Origin of the sequence: Endozoicomonas sp., from assembly GCF_031844845.1 — a bacterium.
Taxonomy (GTDB): Bacteria; Pseudomonadota; Gammaproteobacteria; order Pseudomonadales; family Endozoicomonadaceae; genus Endozoicomonas.
Genome location: NZ_JAVRMB020000066.1, coordinates 1 through 20,503, shown reverse-complemented (window position 1 = coordinate 20,503; position 20,503 = coordinate 1). Strand labels below are relative to the sequence as shown.

The 20,503-nt window shown below is 49.0% G+C and carries 33 protein-coding genes; 1 reads left to right on the top strand and 32 read right to left on the bottom strand.

Annotated features, from left to right (window positions below; genetic code table 11):
* Window positions 1–86: 86 nt before the first annotated feature.
* Complete coding sequence (gene rlmE / locus RM811_RS03100; protein WP_402520659.1) at window positions 87–707, bottom strand: 23S rRNA (uridine(2552)-2'-O)-methyltransferase RlmE; 621 nt, start codon at window positions 705–707, stop codon at window positions 87–89.
* Between the two features lie 706 nt (window positions 708–1,413).
* On the opposite strand from rlmE, the gene RM811_RS03095 reads away from it, so the two are divergent.
* Window positions 1,414–1,725: a YhbY family RNA-binding protein gene (locus RM811_RS03095; RefSeq protein ID WP_402520657.1), complete on the top strand. Its 312-nt coding sequence runs from the start codon at window positions 1,414–1,416 to the stop codon at window positions 1,723–1,725.
* A gap of 401 nt (window positions 1,726–2,126) precedes the next feature.
* Here the strand turns inward: RM811_RS03095 and RM811_RS03090 are convergent, their stop codons facing one another.
* From RM811_RS03090 to rpsJ, 31 genes are all read right to left on the bottom strand, one after another.
* The gene (locus RM811_RS03090; RefSeq protein ID WP_402520655.1) at window positions 2,127–2,507 is read right to left on the bottom strand and encodes a PH domain-containing protein; all 381 of its coding nucleotides are present in this window, start codon (window positions 2,505–2,507) and stop codon (window positions 2,127–2,129) included.
* 70 nt (window positions 2,508–2,577) lie between these two features.
* On the bottom strand, window positions 2,578–2,910 hold the full coding sequence (locus RM811_RS03085; protein WP_402520653.1) for a VOC family protein: 333 nt from the start codon (window positions 2,908–2,910) through the stop codon (window positions 2,578–2,580).
* Window positions 2,911–3,025: 115 nt separating this feature from the next.
* Entirely contained in the window at window positions 3,026–5,731 is a 2,706-nt protein-coding gene (locus RM811_RS03080; protein ID WP_402520651.1) for a hypothetical protein, read from the bottom strand.
* Between the two features lie 685 nt (window positions 5,732–6,416).
* Entirely contained in the window at window positions 6,417–6,797 is a 381-nt protein-coding gene (rplQ, locus tag RM811_RS03075) for a 50S ribosomal protein L17 (protein WP_402520649.1), read from the bottom strand.
* Between the two features lie 95 nt (window positions 6,798–6,892).
* The gene (locus RM811_RS03070) at window positions 6,893–7,894 is read right to left on the bottom strand and encodes a DNA-directed RNA polymerase subunit alpha (RefSeq protein WP_402520647.1); all 1,002 of its coding nucleotides are present in this window, start codon (window positions 7,892–7,894) and stop codon (window positions 6,893–6,895) included.
* A 31-nt stretch (window positions 7,895–7,925) separates the two neighbouring features.
* Window positions 7,926–8,546, bottom strand: a complete 621-nt coding sequence (rpsD, locus tag RM811_RS03065; RefSeq protein ID WP_402520646.1) for a 30S ribosomal protein S4 — start codon at window positions 8,544–8,546, stop codon at window positions 7,926–7,928.
* Between the two features lie 15 nt (window positions 8,547–8,561).
* The gene (gene rpsK, locus RM811_RS03060) at window positions 8,562–8,951 is read right to left on the bottom strand and encodes a 30S ribosomal protein S11 (RefSeq protein WP_020582394.1); all 390 of its coding nucleotides are present in this window, start codon (window positions 8,949–8,951) and stop codon (window positions 8,562–8,564) included.
* 56 nt (window positions 8,952–9,007) lie between these two features.
* A complete protein-coding gene (gene rpsM, locus RM811_RS03055; RefSeq protein ID WP_402520643.1) occupies window positions 9,008–9,364 on the bottom strand; it encodes a 30S ribosomal protein S13 in 357 nt (118 codons plus the stop codon).
* A 325-nt stretch (window positions 9,365–9,689) separates the two neighbouring features.
* Complete coding sequence (gene rpmJ, locus RM811_RS03050; protein WP_402520641.1) at window positions 9,690–9,803, bottom strand: 50S ribosomal protein L36; 114 nt, start codon at window positions 9,801–9,803, stop codon at window positions 9,690–9,692.
* A gap of 46 nt (window positions 9,804–9,849) precedes the next feature.
* Window positions 9,850–11,175 (bottom strand): preprotein translocase subunit SecY, encoded by a 1,326-nt coding sequence (secY, locus tag RM811_RS03045; RefSeq protein WP_402520639.1) that lies wholly within the window; start codon window positions 11,173–11,175, stop codon window positions 9,850–9,852.
* Window positions 11,176–11,610 (bottom strand): 50S ribosomal protein L15, encoded by a 435-nt coding sequence (gene rplO / locus RM811_RS03040; protein WP_402520637.1) that lies wholly within the window; start codon window positions 11,608–11,610, stop codon window positions 11,176–11,178.
* A gap of 1 nt (window position 11,611) precedes the next feature.
* Window positions 11,612–11,797 carry a 50S ribosomal protein L30 gene (gene rpmD / locus RM811_RS03035; protein WP_402520635.1) on the bottom strand — a complete coding sequence of 62 codons (186 nt, stop codon included), beginning with the start codon at window positions 11,795–11,797 and terminating at the stop codon, window positions 11,612–11,614.
* A 3-nt stretch (window positions 11,798–11,800) separates the two neighbouring features.
* A complete protein-coding gene (rpsE, locus tag RM811_RS03030; RefSeq protein WP_402520633.1) occupies window positions 11,801–12,310 on the bottom strand; it encodes a 30S ribosomal protein S5 in 510 nt (169 codons plus the stop codon).
* A gap of 11 nt (window positions 12,311–12,321) precedes the next feature.
* Window positions 12,322–12,672, bottom strand: a complete 351-nt coding sequence (rplR, locus tag RM811_RS03025; RefSeq protein WP_402520631.1) for a 50S ribosomal protein L18 — start codon at window positions 12,670–12,672, stop codon at window positions 12,322–12,324.
* Between the two features lie 14 nt (window positions 12,673–12,686).
* Entirely contained in the window at window positions 12,687–13,220 is a 534-nt protein-coding gene (gene rplF, locus RM811_RS03020; protein WP_402520629.1) for a 50S ribosomal protein L6, read from the bottom strand.
* Window positions 13,221–13,232: 12 nt separating this feature from the next.
* On the bottom strand, window positions 13,233–13,625 hold the full coding sequence (gene rpsH / locus RM811_RS03015) for a 30S ribosomal protein S8 (RefSeq protein ID WP_402520627.1): 393 nt from the start codon (window positions 13,623–13,625) through the stop codon (window positions 13,233–13,235).
* Window positions 13,626–13,654: 29 nt separating this feature from the next.
* Window positions 13,655–13,960, bottom strand: a complete 306-nt coding sequence (gene rpsN, locus RM811_RS03010) for a 30S ribosomal protein S14 (protein ID WP_402520625.1) — start codon at window positions 13,958–13,960, stop codon at window positions 13,655–13,657.
* A 16-nt stretch (window positions 13,961–13,976) separates the two neighbouring features.
* A complete protein-coding gene (gene rplE / locus RM811_RS03005) occupies window positions 13,977–14,516 on the bottom strand; it encodes a 50S ribosomal protein L5 (RefSeq protein WP_402520623.1) in 540 nt (179 codons plus the stop codon).
* A gap of 10 nt (window positions 14,517–14,526) precedes the next feature.
* Window positions 14,527–14,844 carry a 50S ribosomal protein L24 gene (rplX, locus tag RM811_RS03000; protein ID WP_402520621.1) on the bottom strand — a complete coding sequence of 106 codons (318 nt, stop codon included), beginning with the start codon at window positions 14,842–14,844 and terminating at the stop codon, window positions 14,527–14,529.
* Between the two features lie 12 nt (window positions 14,845–14,856).
* Complete coding sequence (gene rplN / locus RM811_RS02995) at window positions 14,857–15,225, bottom strand: 50S ribosomal protein L14 (RefSeq protein WP_402520619.1); 369 nt, start codon at window positions 15,223–15,225, stop codon at window positions 14,857–14,859.
* 115 nt (window positions 15,226–15,340) lie between these two features.
* Entirely contained in the window at window positions 15,341–15,604 is a 264-nt protein-coding gene (rpsQ, locus tag RM811_RS02990; RefSeq protein ID WP_402520617.1) for a 30S ribosomal protein S17, read from the bottom strand.
* A 1-nt stretch (window position 15,605) separates the two neighbouring features.
* Window positions 15,606–15,797: a 50S ribosomal protein L29 gene (rpmC, locus tag RM811_RS02985; RefSeq protein WP_402520615.1), complete on the bottom strand. Its 192-nt coding sequence runs from the start codon at window positions 15,795–15,797 to the stop codon at window positions 15,606–15,608.
* The gene (gene rplP, locus RM811_RS02980) at window positions 15,797–16,210 is read right to left on the bottom strand and encodes a 50S ribosomal protein L16 (RefSeq protein ID WP_020582409.1); all 414 of its coding nucleotides are present in this window, start codon (window positions 16,208–16,210) and stop codon (window positions 15,797–15,799) included. Before rplP ends, rpmC begins: the two co-directional genes overlap by 1 nt.
* Window positions 16,211–16,221: 11 nt before the next feature.
* Complete coding sequence (gene rpsC / locus RM811_RS02975) at window positions 16,222–16,923, bottom strand: 30S ribosomal protein S3 (RefSeq protein WP_402520613.1); 702 nt, start codon at window positions 16,921–16,923, stop codon at window positions 16,222–16,224.
* A gap of 11 nt (window positions 16,924–16,934) precedes the next feature.
* Window positions 16,935–17,270: a 50S ribosomal protein L22 gene (gene rplV / locus RM811_RS02970; RefSeq protein ID WP_402520611.1), complete on the bottom strand. Its 336-nt coding sequence runs from the start codon at window positions 17,268–17,270 to the stop codon at window positions 16,935–16,937.
* Window positions 17,271–17,281: 11 nt separating this feature from the next.
* Window positions 17,282–17,560, bottom strand: a complete 279-nt coding sequence (rpsS, locus tag RM811_RS02965) for a 30S ribosomal protein S19 (protein ID WP_020582412.1) — start codon at window positions 17,558–17,560, stop codon at window positions 17,282–17,284.
* An 18-nt stretch (window positions 17,561–17,578) separates the two neighbouring features.
* Complete coding sequence (gene rplB / locus RM811_RS02960) at window positions 17,579–18,406, bottom strand: 50S ribosomal protein L2 (RefSeq protein WP_402520610.1); 828 nt, start codon at window positions 18,404–18,406, stop codon at window positions 17,579–17,581.
* Between the two features lie 11 nt (window positions 18,407–18,417).
* The gene (gene rplW / locus RM811_RS02955; RefSeq protein WP_402520609.1) at window positions 18,418–18,714 is read right to left on the bottom strand and encodes a 50S ribosomal protein L23; all 297 of its coding nucleotides are present in this window, start codon (window positions 18,712–18,714) and stop codon (window positions 18,418–18,420) included.
* Entirely contained in the window at window positions 18,711–19,313 is a 603-nt protein-coding gene (gene rplD / locus RM811_RS02950; protein WP_402520608.1) for a 50S ribosomal protein L4, read from the bottom strand. The genes rplW and rplD overlap by 4 nt, the downstream gene beginning before the upstream one ends.
* A 12-nt stretch (window positions 19,314–19,325) precedes the next feature.
* Window positions 19,326–19,964 (bottom strand): 50S ribosomal protein L3, encoded by a 639-nt coding sequence (rplC, locus tag RM811_RS02945; protein ID WP_402520606.1) that lies wholly within the window; start codon window positions 19,962–19,964, stop codon window positions 19,326–19,328.
* Between the two features lie 100 nt (window positions 19,965–20,064).
* Complete coding sequence (rpsJ, locus tag RM811_RS02940; RefSeq protein ID WP_402520604.1) at window positions 20,065–20,379, bottom strand: 30S ribosomal protein S10; 315 nt, start codon at window positions 20,377–20,379, stop codon at window positions 20,065–20,067.
* Between the last annotated feature and the right edge of the window lie 124 nt (window positions 20,380–20,503).

The window sequence follows — 20,503 nt, the reverse complement described above, 5'->3', positions numbered from 1 at the left end:
TTCAACGATACACGATCAGTTAACAGTACGACAGTGATTGTCTTCTATCACCATGATAAATGCATTCTATAAATAGAAGCATTACATCACCCTCTGAAGCCTGAGGCGAGAAGATAAACCTCTCTGGAGCGCGTCCGGGAAGCCGCAGGCTTTCGGGTTTGTACCTTGCCAAAACTGGTTTTTATATCTTTCAGGCAGGCATCAAAGCCCTCACCCTGAAACACTTTAGCCAGCAAGACACCGCCTTCACGCAACACCTGCCGGGACAGCTCCAAAGCCAACTCCACCAGATACATCGCGTTGGGCTGATCAACCGAGAGTGCTCCACTCATATTGGGGGCCATATCGGAAATTACAAGGTCTACTTTATCGGCACCAATGGTTGCCAGTATCTGCTCCAATACCAACTCTTCGGTAAAGTCACCCTGAACAAAATCAACGCCGGCAATCCCGTCCATCGGCAGGATATCAGAAGCAACGATTCGCCCCTTATCACCCACCAGTTGAACGGCCACCTGAGACCAGCCTCCCGGCGCTGCACCGAGATCAACGACCTTGCTGCCCGGACGTAAAATTTTATCCTTCTCCTGAATTTCCAGAAGTTTATAGCTGGCTCTGGATCGCCACCCATCTTTTTGCGATTGCTTTACATAATGATCGTCAAAGTGCTCTTTCAACCAGCGACCACTACTTTTGGATCTCGCCATAATCTTTGTGCAAACTGCCTATGTAAACCTGATAGTTGTATTAGACAACCATGAGTTGGAAAACTGAAAGGGATAAGCCAGACTCTGAAACAAAATAGCTGAAAAAACAATCAGCTAACCAAGTGACAGCCACGGGAATAATATCTTATCCATCATGACGGTGATAGCGGAAGAAGCCAAAAGATTCGGCGATAAACTAAGTATTACTGTGTATTACAAGTTAATACTTACCACAGATTTCTGCCGATTCAACGCTCTGCTCACCCACCCGTACAGAGCTCGTAATAACCAACAGTCGCAACACTACCATCAAGGTAAGTATTATTCGCCACTGCCGGAAAAACACAGGACCATGTGACCTTGCAGCCTCCATAACACGCTGATAGCCCCCTTCCCCAAAGAGCAAACGAGCGGCAGATAGACTTCCCTCAACAGCCAGAAAACGATAGCATGCCCGCCGAAAGCTTTATTACGTTGTCGAGTGATGTTTGTGACCAGCCACTACCTCAAAAGTGGCCAAAGAGCACCCTGTTGCTATCCATTCTCTTCGACAACCGGTAACCATGGCAGGTAAATGTCAATTTTCAGAAATTGCTTTACTGCCCCATCTGCATGAACGAAACCTTCTCCAGAAAATCATGTCATACCCATCAAGAAGCCGTGTATGACGGTTTGTCATTGAACGATATCACCAGGAATAGCAAACATGAGTTTAAACGCCGCTAAAAAAAAGCATTTTCGTAGTATTGGTCACAACCTGAATCCGGTAGTGATCGTAGCTGATAAGGGACTAACCGATAGTGTCATTGAAGAAACACTGAGAGCCCTGAACGATCACGAGCTTATTAAAGTGAAGCTTGCCATTGGAGACCGTGAGATCCGCCAGCAAGTGATCAGCAACTTAATCAGTGCGACCAACGCCGACCTTATTCAAACCATCGGAAAGGTCGCCCTGCTATTCAAGGCAGCTGACAAGCCAAATCCAGCGCTTTCTAACCTGATGAGAGTTCAGGGGTGATACTCCCCGCCTTATCATACCCGAGGGCTCGAGAGCCTAAAGGCGAGGCTTCTGACTTCACAGGCTACTGCCAGTCTATAACGACTGGACTTACACAGAAGCCTCCATCAGCAGTAGTGGGGTGCCCCTCCACTATTTTGTAAATCTTGTAGCACTGTAAAACAGCCATCGCTTGGTTATCGTCAACGGCTGCTTTACTGATAGATCTGGGGGAGTGTAGACCATGACAAGAGACACAAGCGGAACGCTCGCCGCGTTCCCGTCTTATATCCCCGCCCGTTTGGACCCACAAGACTCGAGAACCCGAGGGCCTGAAGGCGAGGGTTTACGACTGTTTTTCTAACGGTTAACCATAGAAAAGGCCGCAACAGCGGCCTTTTTCTTAACTATCGAACCCAACCTTACTGACCCGCTACCTTTGCAGCCATCATTGCCTGCAATGTATAAATATTGGTCTTACGGTTAAACTCCATCTGCGTAGGCTCTGGCTGCCCTGAAACCCAGATTTTCAATTCAGCATCCAGATCAAAATGACCTGCCGACTCCACGGTAAACATGGTAATTGATTTATACGGTATCGAACGATACTCAACCTTCCGCCCTGTCAGCCCCTGCTTATCAATAAGAATAAGACGATGATTGGTCAGCACCACCATATCCCGAATCAGCTTATAGGCAAGCTCAATCGATTCAGAAGGATTGAGGATGGTTGACAGATCTTCCATTGCTTCCGCTTTGGTCATCTCCCCGGCGTTACCCAGCAGGGCGTCAAACAGGCCCATAGTATTTCTCCTTAATATTTACAGGTTATTAGAAGTACATCTCAATAAGGCCCCGATAAACCACAAGTGATTATTCAGGCTGGTATAACTCAACCGGAAGACCGTCAGGATCCTGTATAAAAGTGAAGCTGGCCTGCGTATATGGATCAACCCTGACAGGCTCCGCTGTAATGCCATTCTCAGAAAGCATTTTTAGCGTTTCCTCCAGATGATCAACCTCAAAAGCCATATGGCGAAGTCCTCTGGCTTCGGGGTAACTCGGGCGAGAAGGCGCATTTTCGAAAATAAACAGCTCAATTTGCCCACCATCCGACATTACCAGATCAATTTTCCAGCTGCCCCGACCCTCCTGATAGTACTCCCCCACCACCTCAAACCCCAGAAGGTCCTGATAAAAATCCAAAGATGCCGCTTATTACTACCAATCATTGCCACATGGTGGAGGCGGGGATGCCGGCCGGGTGTTAATTTGTCTTTCTGCAACACACTCCTTTATGAAAGTGACGATAGTGATATCACTATGGTTTTTGGCGCCCCTCCGCACTAGCCAAAATATTGAAGTTTTTCTGGTAGCAGTTCTTTAGTGTTTTAAAGTTCTTAGCGCTTTCACATAACCGCTGTGCAACCTCAGGAAGTGTTGATGAGCACCATGCAACCTGGCTCGAGTACTGCACAGGATTAAACTTTATAAGCCGACTTTGACAAATCAGTTCTATCTCCTCCTGTGACAAGGTAGCCTTTGACTGATTTTCAAGCAGTAGCTTCATAATATTTTGAAGCGTCGTGATATGCGTCATTTGTGTTCCACTAGCGCCAGCTACGTCTTCACGGTGTTTACGCTCATCTGTTCGTGTATATGCATCTTTAGTGAAAGCAGCACGGTTGAAAGCAGCTTCAAGAAATTTCATTTTCCCGGCAAAGGTACGTGAGCCTTCTTCATGAAACAATCGCCACTCAATCTTATCCAAGCTTGATTGTGCTGCAAGTGTGGCCATCAAAGGAGTCACTGACTTGCTACTATTTCGATCTCCATTACGGCCATCCCGTAAATTCCCGTCCATCCACCATTCCTTCCGTTCAGCTTCCCGGTCACGGTACTTCCAGATATCTTCTATCTCAGATAGATGAGACTGCATACGATGGTAAAAAGAGAACCCATCAGTCAAACTTGAGCCTGCCGGACAGGTAAAGACCGGGCTTTTATCAACCCATTCACAAATAAACCTTATATTGACATCATCTTTTGATTTTATGCCTTGCTGCAGCAATTCTTCAGCTTCACCCTGAACCGCTTCCAAATGGGCTTTCTGGGTTTCAGATGGATTAAACAGCCTCTCAGGACCTGATGACCAGAACCCTTTTGCCGGAGGCGTGTAAGGAAAAGAACCATCCTTACCTATTGTTTTGTTAGCAATAATATAAAAATAGAGTGTGTCGAGACATTCCGCATTCGTTTTCAGCGGCAAGTGACCAAAAGCACCGGATAACCTTTTAATAAAGAGATCCTCACCAGGTACTGAAGACTTATCATGAGCAAACTTCAGAATTTCAAGCAATGGCGCTCGTTGCTGAGACATTAATTTTTGTTGCACAGCATCAACTTCAGCTTGTTTTTTCTGGAGTCTGAACTCATGGTTTTTATCTTTAGCTTTAAGATCAGACTCCAGCCTTAAACTTGTTTTTTCGGCGTTACGACAAGCCACCTGCGCTGTCTCAAGCCTTTGTTCAATATCGACTGCATGGTTAGCTAACTCAGAAAGCTTTCTTTCGCTTTCAACAATCTTAAACTTCTGATTAGAGTTTCTTAAATCTATTTCTTTTAAGTCACTCTGACAACGATCTGATTTTATCTTCCATTCTTCAGCTTGATGCTGAGCCTCCTCTAATCCTCTTGCTAAATTGGCTGTTTTTATCTCATGTTCAGCGTCATTACGAGAAAAGAGTTCCTGTAGACACCTTCTTTGTTCCTCATATTTTTTTTCTAACTCTTGACTTAGCCTCTGTATTTCTGTTTTTTCTATACTCGAAACACCTGCTGTATCTTCTTTGGTTTTGTTAACCTGGCTTTGCAGAAATTTGAGCTTATCTTGCTCCTCTTTAATATCTTCTGAGAGCTTTACCCCTGATTTATATACTTCAGCACAACTCCCCAATCCAATGAAACATCTTTCCATATTCGGCCGGTTTTTCGGATCATTTTCTACCATACTCAAAAGAAGAAGCTTCAGATTCGATACAAGATCCTTATTCTCCACCTCGAGCTTTGGTAGCAAATTTTCCAAATTCAGCTTAATACCTGTCTTTGAATAAGAACTGGCTTCAGCAACATCATATAAAGATGGATTATCAGAAAACAGATTTAATAATGTAACACCCAGGGAATACACCATCGTTTTTTCAGAAACAGTCCCATTACGGCGTTGTTCCGGAGAAGCATAAAACTGGAGAGTTCCAGGAGCGCATCCCTGACCAGTCAGCATAGAGGAATCCATCTTTGTCTTAGCTATGTCCGCAAGAATAAGTTTTATTGACCCAGTAGTGGGATCGTACGTCATGTTCTGCGGCATCACATGTGGATGCTTATGACCGGAAGCCACATAGCCTGTAAGACATGACAGGATTGAAACAGCGCAATTAAAGCGGGCCTCCTCAGTCCACTCCCCACTCACAAATTGCTGGGCCAAATCAGTACCCGGTACTTTCAGCTGGTCTAGATAGCGTTTACCAACAACAACTCCGGTGCCTAATGTTTTATTTTGTTCAATGTGAAGCCTTGCTTCACTTTTAGTCTTCCCGGTTTCTTCCTGAACATTCATAACTCGTTTATATTCAGGACCACAGGGTAATACCCACTCTTCATCAGAGATTCTTAACAGCTGATGACTTTCATAAACCAAGTTACTCTCTTCTCCTTTGGGAGGTGGATTCCCATAGCCATCCTTAATGTATATTAATACAGGCTGATGCGAACCCGTCCTTCTGAATCCTACCAGTGTATTTAAACCTTCAGTCTCATTGACGTTAATATAAAAATCAGGTGGTGTCGTTTGATGCATACCTCTCAACTCGTTATACATCCTATTTGCCCGCCTCACCTCTGAGCTGTCCAGAACCTCTTCCACGGCCTTAACCTCTGCAGGATAAGCATTTGAATTACCCCCTACCCTTTCCCCTCGTGGCTGGGACGTTACTACATGAGCAAGAGCATGAGCAGAATTAATCATTGTTAATACCTCAAAATCTAAATAGGTAATGTAACTCTGATCAAAAATAATGCTAATAGTTCACATTGCCTAAAATAAATCAGAATTAAGGACAGGTTATATTTGACCTGAATCCGTGACTTCGTGAGAGATAAATTTCGCTACATCTCTTGCCATGCTTGGCTTATAGCCTATAAATAGTGATTTCATTTTCTTCACTCACTGGATGCATTTTTGAAAAATCAAAAAAACAGCGTTTTTAATGGGTCGATAATCACCAAGCCTTTGCGCCATAAGGGTTGCCGGATTTTCCAATTTCCCGGGATTAATTAAGAAGTCACGGATTCAGGTTTGAGTTACTGGATAGACAGTTGAAAAAAAATGCAACGGACGCAACAAGCCTTGCTAGACTTGCTCTGTGCGGGTCTTTTGGTCGCAATAATGCGATCATTTCTCTGTCTTCAAAGTAATGTATTGTGTTTGGGACTTGCATAAAGGCAGCTTGAGCCTTGAATCATAATAACGAATGTTGCGCTAGTTGCGGTTTAATCAAGAGTAATGCTTACTAACTTAGTATTAAGCAAAGCCCAAAAAGCAGTTGCGAACTTTGAAGTAGATGGGAGTATTTGAAGAGAATAGTGAGAAGAAATTTTAAAGGTATAAAAAAGCCGGGCAAGCCCGGCTTTTTTATTACTTACGCTTAGTCTCAGGACTCAACTGCTTCAACAGCAGGGCGGTCCAGCAGCTCAACATAAGCCATTGGCGCGTTATCACCATGGCGGAAACCGCATTTGATAATACGGATATAACCACCTGGACGCTCTTTGAAACGCGGACCCAGATCAGTAAACAGCTTACCAACCGCAGCTTTGTCGCGCAGACGATCAAACGCTAAACGACGGTTAGCAACGCTGTCTTCCTTAGCCAGAGTGATCAGCGGTTCAGCAACACGACGAAGCTCTTTAGCTTTTGGCAGTGTTGTCTTGATTACTTCATGCTCAACCAGGGACGCAGTCATGTTCTTGAACATCGCCTTGCGATGAGAACTGTTCCGGTTAAGCTTGCGGCCACTTTTACGATGACGCATGGCACAAACTTCCTCTTCTTACTGAGAACAACCCTTTGTTGTTATAAAAAGTTGTTATATAAAACTTCATCAACGGTGGTTGTTCTCAGCCGCAATTAAGCAGAAATCTTGTCGTCACTCTTCAAACTGGCCGGTGGCCAGTTGTCGAGACGCATACCTAAGCTCAGACCACGAGAGGCCAGAACGTCCTTGATTTCAGTCAGGGACTTCTTACCCAGGTTCGGGGTCTTGAGCAACTCAACTTCAGTGCGCTGGATCAGGTCACCAATGTAGTAGATGTTCTCTGCCTTCAGGCAGTTTGCACTACGTACAGTCAGTTCGAGATCATCAACCGGACGGAGAAGAATAGGATCAACCTCATCTTCTTCCTTCACAGGCTCAGGCTCGGACTCACCTTCCAGATCAACAAACACAGCCAGCTGTTGCTGCAAAATAGTTGCAGCACGACGGATGGCTTCATCCGGATCCAGAGTACCATTGGTTTCCAGGTCAATAACCAGCTTGTCGAGGTCAGTACGCTGTTCAACACGAGCACTTTCTACGACATAGGAAACACGGTATACAGGGCTATAGGTGGCATCCAACTGCAGACGGCCGATAGCGCGAGTTTCCTCTTCATCCTGACGACGGCTGTCGGCTGATTCATACCCACGACCACGAGCAATCTTCAGTCTCATGTTCAGATTGCCCTTGACGTTCATGTGGGCAATAACATGATCTGGATTCACGATTTCAATATCGTGATCCAGCTGGATGTCAGCAGCTGTGACGACACCCTCACCTTTTTTGCTCAGCGTCAGAGTAACGCTGTCACGGCCAGTCATGCGAATAGCCAGACCTTTCAGGTTGAGCAGGATTTCAATAACGTCTTCCTGAACACCTTCAATAGCACTGTACTCATGCTGTACGCCATCAATCTCTACTTCAGTCACGGCACAGCCGGGCATGGAAGAAAGAAGAATGCGACGCAGGGCATTACCCAGGGTATGCCCAAAACCACGTTCCAGCGGCTCAAGGGTGACCTTAGCCCGTGTCAGACTGATTTCCTCGACATCAATGCGTCGAGGAGTTAGAAATTCAGTAACCGAATTCTGCATGGATGTTACACCCCACCTAACTGTCTATCCCTTACTTGGAGTACAGCTCGACGATCAAACTTTCGTTGATGTCAGCCGCCAGATCACTCCGCTCGGGCAGCACCTTAAAGACGCCTTCTTTCTTAGTGGCATCAACTTCTACCCACGTGGAGAAACCACGCTGAGCAGCAAGTTCAAGGGCCGCATTGATACGCAGCTGGTTTTTTGCCTTCTCACGAATAGCTACTGCGTCACCGGGGGCAACCTTGTAAGACGAAATATTTACAGTCTTACCATTAACCGTGACAGCTTTGTGGCTGACCAGCTGGCGTGCTTCTGCACGGGTAGAACCGAACCCCATGCGGTAAACCACATTATCAAGGCGAGACTCAAGAAGTTGCAACAGGTTTGAGCCTGTAGCACCCTTCAGACGGTCAGCTTCCTTGTAATAGTTACGGAACTGCTTTTCCAGTACACCGTAGATACGACGAACTTTCTGCTTCTCGCGAAGCTGAACACCGTAGTCAGAAAGACGACCACGACGCTGGCCATGCTGGCCTGGAGGATTATCTGCCTTGCACTTTGACTCGAGCGCACGCACACCACTCTTCAGAAAGAGATCAGTGCCTTCACGACGAGACAGCTTGCACTTGGGACCTATATATCTAGCCATTTACCGCTCTCCTGCTTATACACGCCGCTTCTTGGGCGGACGACAACCGTTGTGTGGGATCGGGGTAACATCAGTGATGTTATTGATCTTGAAACCACAAGCGTTGAGCGCGCGTACAGCGGATTCACGGCCTGGACCAGGCCCTTTAACATTCACGTCCAAATTCTTCAGACCGAACTCAGCGGCAGCACGACCGGCACGCTCAGCTGCAACCTGTGCAGCAAAAGGTGTGCTCTTACGGGAACCACGGAAGCCGGAGCCCCCGGCAGTAGCCCAGGAGAGTGCATTACCCTGGCGGTCGGTAATTGTCACGATAGTGTTGTTAAAAGAGGCGTGGATATGGGCGATGCCATCCACTACCGACTTTTTAACCTTCTTACGTGTACGAGTACCTGGCTTTGCCATATCAGAACAAATCCTGTATTAGAAAAGATCGTTGTTTGTTAATCAAAACAACGTTCTTACTTGCGAATCGGTTTGCGCGGACCCTTACGAGTACGGGCATTTGTCTTAGAGCGCTGACCACGAACCGGCAGGCCGCGACGATGGCGGATGCCACGGTAGCAACCAAGATCCATAAGGCGCTTGATGTTCATGCTGATCTCACGACGCAGGTCACCTTCGATGTTCAGTTTTGCAACTTCACCACGCAGGGATTCCAGCTGTTCTTCGCTCAGATCAGATATTTTGGCAGACGGCTTAACGCCGGTGGTAGCACAGAGCTTTTGAGCACTGGTCTTACCAACACCAAAGATATAGGTCAACGAGATAACGGCATGTTTGTTATCTGGAATGTTGACACCAGCAATACGGGCCATTCAATCATCTCCGTTATTACATTTAACCGTGTCTTAGCTAATTCTGTGTTTTTTTTTGCAAAAAACCAATTGAACTGAAACACGTCACCATAGCAGAGAGCTCAATAGAAACTATCAGGCTCCTGAACATGGCTGCTTCATCCTGAACAAATACTGACAGAGCCAAAACTCAACAATATTTATATCAGGTCGAAGGGCGGAAATTGTAATCCCCCTTTCGATAAAACACAACCGCTCATGAATAATTTCATGAACGGTTGTTTTTGCCTGAGGTCACATTAGACCAGAGTCCAGCCTATTGGAGAATCCGTAGATTCCCAATAATTTAGCCTTGACGCTGCTTGTGACGCGGTTCTGGACAGATCACCCGCACAGCACCTTTGCGCTTGATGACCTTACAGTTACGGCAGATTCTTTTTACAGACGCGCGTACTTTCATAATTTACTCCACTCTCTTTGGAGAGCAATCATTGCAGAGCTGGAATCTAGCGGATCAATCCACCACCACCATAGCCCTTAAGATTGGATTTCTTCATCAACGCCCCATACTGATTCGACATGAGATGCGACTGCACCTGTGCCATGGTATCCATTACCACGACCACTACGATCAACAGACTGGTACCACCCAGGTAGAATGGCACATTGGCCGACACTACCAGGAACTGTGGCAACAGACATACTGCCGTCATGTAGAGAGCACCGAACATGGTCAGCCGAGTCAGGACACCATCAATATAGCGTGCAGACTGTTCTCCCGGACGTATTCCGGGAATGAATGCACCCGACTTCTTCAAGTTGTCTGCAACATCTTTTGGATTAAAGACCAGAGCAGTATAGAAGAAGCAGAAAAAGATGATACCTGCCGAGAACAGTACGATGTTCAGCGGCTGACCCGGACCCATCGCCAGAGCGATATCCTGCAGCCATCCCATGCCTTCACCCTGACCAAACCACTGCGCAATAGACGCAGGGAACAGCAACAGGCTGGAAGCAAAAATAGCCGGGATAACACCCGCCATATTAACCTTCAATGGCAGATGGCTGCTCTGGGCCGCGAACACCTTGCGCCCTTGCTGGCGCTTGGCATAGTTCACGGTTATTCGGCGTTGACCCCGTTCGATAAAGACCACAAATGCGATGATAGCAATCGCCAGAATGGCAACAGCCAGCAACATCAGAATGTTAAGATCACCCTGACGTGCGGACTCGAAAGACCGCACAACCGCACTTGGCAGACCAGCGACAATACCTGCAAAAATGAGAACCGAAATACCGTTACCGATTCCCCGCTCAGTCACCTGCTCACCCAGCCACATCATAAAGACGGCACCGGTGACAAATGTAACAATGGCTACTACATAAAAGCCGATGTCAGTACTGAACGCGACACCCTGATTGGCCAGACCGACAGTCATGCCGGTACCCTGAACCAGGGCCAGGAGTACCGTCAGGTAGCGGGTGTACTGGCTGATCTTACGACGTCCGGACTCACCTTCCTTCTTGAGCTGCTCCAACTGCGGACTCACTACGCTCATCAACTGAACAATAATGGATGCCGAAATATAAGGCATGATACCCAGGGCCAGTACAGACATCCTCTCCAGCGCACCGCCGGAGAACATGTTGAACAGGCCGAGAATCGTCCCTTCATTTTGTTGAAACATCCGGGCCAGGGCATCAGGGTTGATGCCCGGCACAGGGATGTGCGCACCGATCCTGTATACCAGAATCGCCAGGAACACGAACTTAACCCGAGACCATAGCTCGTTTAAGCCGCTTTGATTCCCAACAGGTAGAGTCTTAGCCATTTAGTCCTCGATCTTACCACCGGCAGCTTCAATCGCAGCACGGGCGCCTTTGGTAACAGCCAGACCTTTAATGGTCACTGCTTTAGCCAACTCGCCGGACAGTACCACCTTCGCACGCTGGATGCTACCGCCGACCAGGTCAGCAGCTTTCAGTGCCGCCAGATCGATCACGTCAGCTTCCACCTTGCTCAGTTCGTGCAGACGAATCTCAGCAGAGAAACGAGCTTTGCGGGAAGTGAAACCAAACTTGGGCAGACGACGCTGCAGTGGCTGCTGACCGCCTTCAAAACCTGGCTTGACAGAACCACCGGAACGGGCTTTCTGACCCTTATGGCCGCGACCACAGGTCTTGCCATGGCCGGAACCAATGCCACGACCTACGCGCTTCCCTTCTTTACGACTTCCATCAGCCGGGCTCAGAGTATTCAAATGCATATTATTCTCCTTCCACCCGAACAAGGTAGTTAACCTTGTTAATCATGCCACGTACTGCCGGAGTGTCTTCCACTTCAACAGTGTGTCTGATACGACGCAGGCCCAAACCCCGTACGCAAGCCTTATGGCTTTCGAGGCGACCGCTGGTGCTCTTCAAGAGCGTCACTTTGATCATCTTTTTAGCCATGACTTACCCCAGGATATCCTCAACGGCCTTGCCACGCTTGGCAGCAACACCTTCAGGAGAACGCATGTCGCGCAGACCATTGAAAGTCGCACGAACGACGTTCACCGGATTGGTAGAACCGTAGCACTTGGCCAGTACGTTATGTACGCCAGCAACTTCCAGAACCGCACGCATTGCACCACCAGCGATAACACCAGTACCCGCAGACGCAGGCTGCATGTACACCTTGGAAGCACCGTGACGGGCTTTCACAGCGTACTGCAGGGTGTCGCCGTTCAGGTCAACCTGAATCATGTTGCGACGGGCAGCTTCCATAGCTTTCTGGATAGCGACGGGTACTTCACGGGCCTTACCGCGACCGAAACCAACCTTACCCTTACCATCGCCGACAACGGTCAATGCTGTGAAGCCGAAGATACGTCCACCTTTCACCACTTTGGCTACTCGGTTAACCTGTACCAGCTTCTCAATCAGACCTTCATCGTTGTTATTTCTACGATCATCTCTTGCCATGACGCCTACCCTCAGAATTCCAGTCCGGCTTCACGGGCTGCATCGGCAAGCGCCTTAACACGACCGTGATATTTGAAACCAGAGCGGTCAAACGCCACCTTGGTCACACCTGCAGCCTTGGCGCGCTCAGCAATCAGAGCACCCACTTTTTTGGCGGCATCAACATTACCGGTAGCATCGCTACGCAGTTCTTTTTCAACAGTGGAGGCAGTTGCCAGCACTTTGTCGCCTTGTGGGGCGATGACCTGCGCATAGATGTGGCGAGGCGTACGATGAATGCTGAGACGAACAGCACCCAGTTCACGCATCTTAACCCTTGCACGAAGGGCACGACGCAGGCGAGAAGACTTCTTATCCATCATGATCTCACCCTACCTTATTTCTTCTTGGCTTCTTTGCGACGAACACGTTCGTCAGCATAGCGAACACCCTTACCTTTATAAGGCTCAGGACGACGGAATTCACGAATTTCCGCAGCAACCTGACCGACCAGCTGCTTATCAATCCCTTTTACCAGGATTTCAGTCTGGGTCGGTGTTTCTGCTGTCACACCCGCCGGCAGAGCGTACTCAACCGGATGGGAGAAGCCCAGGTTCAAAGTCAGAGTGGTACCCTTGGCCATTGCACGATAACCAACACCCACCAGCTGCAGCTTCTTCTCGAAGCCGGCAGTGACGCCAGTTACCATGTTATTAACCAGTGCACGGGTAGTACCCGCCAAAGCACGAGAGTACTTGGCACCATCACGTGGAGCAAACGTCAGAACGTTTTCTTCCTGAGCAACTTCGACATTAGCGTGAACGCTAAGTTCCAGTTGCCCCTTAGAACCTTTGATGACAAGGTTCTGGCCATTATGCTTGATCTCTACACCAGCAGGGATAGCAACAGGGCTTTTGGCTACTCGAGACATATTACCCCTCCCTTAGAAAACAGTGCAGAGAACTTCACCACCAACACCGGCTGCACGAGCAGCGCGATCGGTCATTACACCTTTGCTGGTAGAGACTATAGCGATACCCAAACCATTGTTAACCTTAGGCAGTGCTTCCTTACCTGCGTATGCACGCAGACCAGGACGACTTGAACGCTTGAGGTTTTCAATGACCGGCCTGCCTTCGAAGTATTTCAGTTCAATGACCAGCTCAGCCTTAGCTTCACCGTCAACTTTATACTCAGCAATGTAGCCTTCGTCTTTCAAAACAGTCGCTACGGCAACTTTGATTTTGGAGGACGGCATGCTGACAGAGGCGTGCTCTGCCATTTGGGCATTACGGATACGAGTTAGCATATCTGCTAACGGGTCCTGCATACTCATTATCTATATCTCCCGAAGATGAAATGCACTTACCAGCTGGCCTTAACCAGACCTGGGACATCACCACGCATGGCGGCTTCACGCAGTTTAATACGGCTCAGGCCGAATTTGCGCAGAACACCATGAGGACGACCAGTAATGCGACAGCGGTTACGCTGACGCGCTTTGCAGGCATCACGTGGCTGCTTTTGCAGGGCAACCTGGGCTTCCCAGCGCTCATCTTCAGTGCTGTTAATGTTCTTGATCACAGCTTTCAGCTGTGCACGCTTTTCAGCATATTTGGCAACGGTTTGCTGACGCTTCAACTCCCGCTGCTTCATGGATACTTTTGCCATAAAACTCGTACCTGTTTCAGTTACGGAATGGGAAATCGAAAGCCTTCAGCAGAGCGCGACCTTCATCGTCATTCTTCGCAGTAGTGGTCAGGGTAATGTCCAGACCGCGCAGAGTATCGATTTTGTCATAATCAACTTCAGGGAAGATGATCTGCTCTTTAACACCCATGCTGTAGTTGCCACGGCCGTCAAAAGACTTGGGGCTCAGACCACGGAAGTCACGGACACGTGGCAGGGCGACAGCAACCAGACGCTCCAGGAACTCATACATGCGTTCGCTACGCAGAGTTACCTTCACACCAATTGGCCAGCCTTCACGGACCTTAAAGCCTGCAACCGAGTTTTTCGCCTTGGTCACTACTGCTTTCTGACCGGCAATACGCTCCATGTCAGCAACAGCGTGCTCGATGACTTTCTTGTCACCAATCGCTTCACCTACACCCATGTTCAGAGTGATTTTAGTGATGCGCGGCACTTCATGAACATTCTTCACACCCAGCTCTTCTTTGAGCCTGGGCAGAATCTCTTCACGATATTTGATTTTAAAATTTGCCATTTCTCACCCCTTACGCGCCAACAGGCTTGCCGTTAGACTTGAATACGCGCTGCTTTTTACCTTCTTCAGAGAGGGCAAAGCCAACACGATCAGCCTTGTTGGTTTCAGGATTCAGGAGCGCAACGTTAGAAGCCTGAATAGCCGCTTCCATCTCTACGATCCCACCAGGGGTGCCCAGCATTGGGTTAGGCTTCTGATGCTTCTTCATCATATTGATGCCAGAAACAATCAGCTTGCCGTCAGCACGAACGGTTTGCACTTTACCGTGCTTACCCTTGTCCTTGCCGGCAATAATGATGACTTCGTCATCACGACGGATCTTTTTCATGATCTGCTCCCGTTACAGTACTTCTGGGGCCAGTGAAATAATCTTCATGAACTGCTCACCGCGCAGTTCACGAGTCACTGGTCCAAAGATACGGGTACCGATAGGCTGCATATTGGCGTTCAGAAGAACCGCCGCATTACTATCGAATTTGATCAGCGAACCGTCTGGACGACGAACACCTTTACGGGTACGCACAACAACAGCATTCATCACCTGGCCTTTTTTGACCTTACCGCGAGGAATTGCTTCCTTCACAGATACTTTGATGATGTCGCCAATGTGTGCATAACGGCGGTGGGATCCACCCAACACCTTGATACACTGTACTCGACGTGCGCCGCTGTTATCAGCGACTTCGAGTTCACTTTCTGTCTGGATCATTTTCCTATTCTCCAAGCTCAAACTGCAGGCAGGTACTCGCCGGCTTTCATGCAGAAGGCCGCCCCGGCTATCGCCGAAACGACCATCTCTCACTCAAGCCCAAAGCACCGAAGCCTTAGATCTGAGTAGCACGCTCGTCAATGTTCACAAGAGTAAATGTCTTGCTCTTTGACAGAGGACGCGTCTCTTTAATGGTCACAACATCACCGATATGGCAGTCGTTGTTCTCATCATGAGCGTGTAACTTGGTGGACCGCTTCACGATTTTACCCAGAAGCGGATGCTTTACCCGGCGTTCGATGAGGACGGTGATGGTTTTATCCATCTTGTCACTCACTACCTTGCCGGTCAGAGTACGGACCATCTTGTCTTCAGCCATCTTATGCTCCTGCCTTTTCGTTCAGGATGGTCTTGATGCGTGCAACATCACGCTTGACCTGTTTCAGCAGATGGCTTTGACCAAGCTGGCCAGTAGCTTTCTGCATACGGTAGTTAAACTGATCCCGCAGCAGAGAGAGAAGATCAGTATTGAGCTCCTCTACAGACTTTTCACGCAGTTCAGCAGCTTTCATCACATTACGCTCCGCTTAACGAAGGCAGTTTCCAGCGGCAGCTTGGCTGCAGCAAGAGCAAAGGCTTCACGAGCCAGCTCTTCGGACACACCTTCCATCTCATAGAGTACGCGGCCTGGTTGAATCTGGCACACCCAGTATTCCACGTTACCCTTACCTTTACCCTGACGAACCTCAAGAGGCTTACCGGTAATCGGCTTGTCAGGGAAAACGCGGATCCAGATTTTACCGCCACGTTTAATGTGACGGGTCATGGCACGACGAGCCGCTTCAATCTGGCGAGCAGTTATACGTCCACGACCGATTGCTTTCAATGCGTATTCGCCGAAGCTAACCTTGGAGCCGCGGAGCGCCAGACCGCGATTGCGGCCTTTTTGCTGCTTACGAAATTTCGTACGCTTAGGCTGTAACATTTCCGCGCTCCTTAGCTCTTAGCCTGACGTTTCTTAGGGCGACGGGCTGGCTGATCTCTCGGGGCTTCAACGGTTGGCGCCATGCCACCGATAACTTCACCCTTAAAGATCCAGACCTTCACACCCAGAATACCGTAAGTAGTCAGCGCTTCGTAGTTTGCATAATCGATGTCTGCACGCAGAGTGTGCAGTGGAACACGACCTTCACGGTACCATTCAGTACGCGCGATTTCAGCACCACCAAGACGACCACTCAACTGAATTTTGATGCCCTTGGCACCAAGACGCATGGCGTTTTGCACAGAGCGCTTCATAGCACGACGGAACATCACACGACGCTCCAGCTGGCTGGCGATGCTCTGGGCTACCAGCATGGCATCCAGTTCAGGTTTGCGGATTTCTTCAATGTTGATATGAACAGGCACGCCCATCATCTTGGTCACAGCCTGACGCAGCTTCTCAACGTCCTCACCTTTCTTACCAATCACGATGCCCGGACGGGCAGTGTGAATAGTAATGCGGGCGCTTTGCGCTGGACGCTGGATTTCAACACGACTAACAGAAGCACTTTTCAGCTTCTTCTCAATGAAACTGCGCACCGCCAGGTCAGCATTCAGCTTATCAGCATAAGCTCTGCCTTCTGCAAACCAGACTGAACGGTGGGGCTTAATGATGCCCAGGCGAATTCCATTAGGATGTACTTTCTGACCCATCTGATCGCTCCTTAGACTTCTGCAACCTTAACCGTAATATGGCAAGACCGCTTCAGAATGCGATCAGCGCGTCCCTTGGCACGGGGACGAATACGCTTCATGGTCATACCTTCGTCAACGAAGATAGTGGACACTTTCAGCTCGTCAATATCCATGCCGTCATTGTGCTCAGCGTTTGCAACCGCAGACTCAAGCACTTTTTTCATCAGAACCGCAGCTTTTTTCGGGCTGTAGCTCAGGATATCCATGGCAACGCCAACCGCCTTACCGCGAATCTGGTCAGCGACCAGACGCACTTTCTGGGCAGAAATGCGAGCGCCTTCATGCTTAGCAGCAACTTCTTTCATTTCATATCCCTCTAGCGCTTCTTGGCCTTTTTGTCGGCTGCATGACCGCGATAGGTGCGGGTGGCAGCAAACTCACCCAACTTGTGACCAACCATGTCTTCGGTAACGAAAACAGGTACGTGCTGACGACCGTTATGAACAGCCAGTGTCAGACCAACCATGGTTGGGATAATCATAGAACGGCGCGACCAGGTTTTGATCGGACGCTTATTGCCGCTATCAGCCGCTTCTTCGACTTTCTTCAACAGGTGAAGATCGATAAACGGGCCTTTTTTCAAAGAACGTGGCACTGTCGAATCCTCTTAGGCTTACTTCGCGCTGCGACGACGTACGATCATTTTATCAGTACGCTTGTTGGAACGAGTCTTACGACCCTTGGTCGGAACACCCCATGGCGTCACAGGATGACGACCACCGGAAGTACGACCTTCACCACCACCGTGTGGGTGATCTACCGGGTTCATGGCAACACCACGAACGGTCGGACGAACACCACGCCAGCGCTTGGCACCAGCCTTGCCCAGGGAGCGCAGACTGTGCTCGCTGTTGCAGACTTCACCCAGAGTGGCACGACAGTCAGCCAGAATTTTACGCATTTCACCGGAGCGCAGACGCAGGGTGACATAAGCACCGTCACGAGCGACCAGCTGAGCAGATGTACCCGCACTGCGGATCATCTGAGCGCCTTTACCAGGCTTCATTTCTACACAGTGAACGATGGAACCCTGGGGGATATTGCGCAGAGGCAATGTGTTACCCGCCTTGATAGGGGCATCAATACCGGAGAAAAGCTGATCACCGGCTTTCACGCCTTTAGGCGCGATAATGTAACGACGTTCACCATCCATGTACTTCAACAGGGCGATGTGCGCAGTACGGTTCGGATCGTATTCCAGACGCTCAACGATCGCTGGAATGCCATCTTTGTTGCGACGAAAGTCTACGAGACGATAATGCTGCTTGTGACCACCACCACGATGACGGGTAGTGATACGGCCAGCATTGTTACGACCACCAGTTTTGCTTTTCTTTTCCAGAAGAGGCGCGTAAGGGCGTCCCTTGTGGAGGTCAGGGTTAACTACCTTGACTACGAAGCGGCGACCTGGAGAAGTCGGCTTGCATTTGATAACTGCCATTCTCTAGCTCCTTATTCCGCGTCCGCGAAGTCAATTTCCTGACCTTGCTCCAGGCTGACGTAGGCCTTTTTCCAGTCTGAGCGTTTGCCCATACCGAAACGAGTGCGCTTGGTCTTACCCTTAACAACGGCAGTCCTGACAGCTTTAACGCTGACTTCAAATAGCTGCTCAACAGCTTTTTTGATTTCGAGCTTGGTTGCGTCCTTAGCTACCTTGAAGACGTATTGATTGTGCTCTTCAGCAACAACCGTGGCCTTCTCGGAAATGTGTGGACCAAGCAGAACTTTATAAATACGTTCCTGAATCATCCCAGCATCTCCTCGAACTTCTTGATAGCAGAGACAGTCATTACAACTTTCTCGTGAGCAATCAGGCTAACCGGATCAATACCCTGCACATCACGCACATCCACATGAGGAATGTTACGAGAGCCCAGATAGATGTTCTGATCCACCTCATCAGAAACGATCAATACGTTACTGAGGTTCAGTTCGTTCAGCTTGGCAATCACCAGCCTGGTCTTCGGAGATTCAACAGTAAACTGTTCAACCACCAACAAACGCTCCTGACGAACCAGCTCAGACAAGATGGAACGCATCGCTGCGCGATACATCTTCTTGTTCAGTTTTTGAGCATGATTCTGTGGTTTGGCCGCAAATGTACTGCCGCCCCCGCGCCACAATGGGCTGCGAATAGTACCGGCACGCGCACGGCCGGAACCTTTTTGACGCCAAGGCTTACGACCACCACCGCTTACTTCGCTGCGGGTCTTTTGAGCCTTGGTGCCCTGACGAGCGCCAGCCATGAATGCAACAACCGCCTGGTGAACCAGCGTTTCGTTGAATTCAGTACCGAACGTCACGTCTGAGACCTGAACAGCCTCTGCACCGTTTACCTTCAGTTCCATAGTCTAATCCCCTCAGGCACGAGCTTTAACTGCTGGACGAACAACAACGTCAGCACCGGTAGCACCGGGTACTGCGCCCTTAATCAGCAGCAGGTTACGTTCGCCATCAACACGAACGATTTCCAGGGACTGTACGGTCACTTTTTCAGAGCCCATATGTCCAGCCATTTTCTTGCCTTTGAAGACTCGGCCAGGTGTCTGACACATGCCGATAGAACCAGGTGCACGGTGAGACAGAGAGTTACCGTGAGTGGCGTCCTGCATATGGAAGTTCCAGCGCTTGATAACGCCCTGGAAGCCCTTACCCTTGGACTGACCGGTCACATCGACCATCTGACCCTGTTCGAACAGGTCAACACCGATAACGTCGCCCGCTTTATATTCAGCGTCAGCGTCGATACGGAATTCCCAGAGACCAGTACCAGCTTCAACTCCCGCTTTCGCGAAATGGCCAGTTTCCGGCTTGTTCAAACGGCTGCTTTTCTTGCTACCTGAAGTAACCTGAATTGCCGTGTATCCATCGGTTTCCAGGCTTTTGACCTGAGTAACGCGGTTTGGATCAACTTCAATTACGGTAACCGGTATAGAAATACCGTCTTCGGTAAACACACGGGTCATACCGCGCTTCTTTCCGACTAAACCAATAGTCATTTTAACCTCTCTCGTGTACGGGGCTGTTACCCACTATGGCCGCTCGCTTCAGAGCTGTTACACAAAAGTGAACACTTTGATAGGGCGCCCGCTTCCGCAATCAACCGAGACTAATCTGCACTTCAACGCCGGCTGCCAGATCCAGCTTCATCAGTGCGTCTACAGTTTTTTCGGTGGGCTCGATAATGTCGAGAATACGCTTGTGAGTACGAATTTCGTACTGATCACGCGCGTCTTTGTTGACGTGTGGAGAAATGAGCACGGTAAAGCGCTCTTTTCGGGTTGGCAATGGGATTGGACCACGCACCTGGGCACCAGTTCTCTTCGCAGTATCAACGATTTCCTGCGTAGACTGATCGATCAGGCGATGATCAAAAGCCTTTAAACGAATACGAATTTGCTGAGCTTGACTCATCTTGTTCTAACCATGGCAACTATAAAGAACGAAGTCGGGTGATCAATGTCACCCAGACAAAAGGACGCGAAATTCTACTAACCACACATCCTGCTGTCAACACAAGCGTTCAAACAAGTTTTTG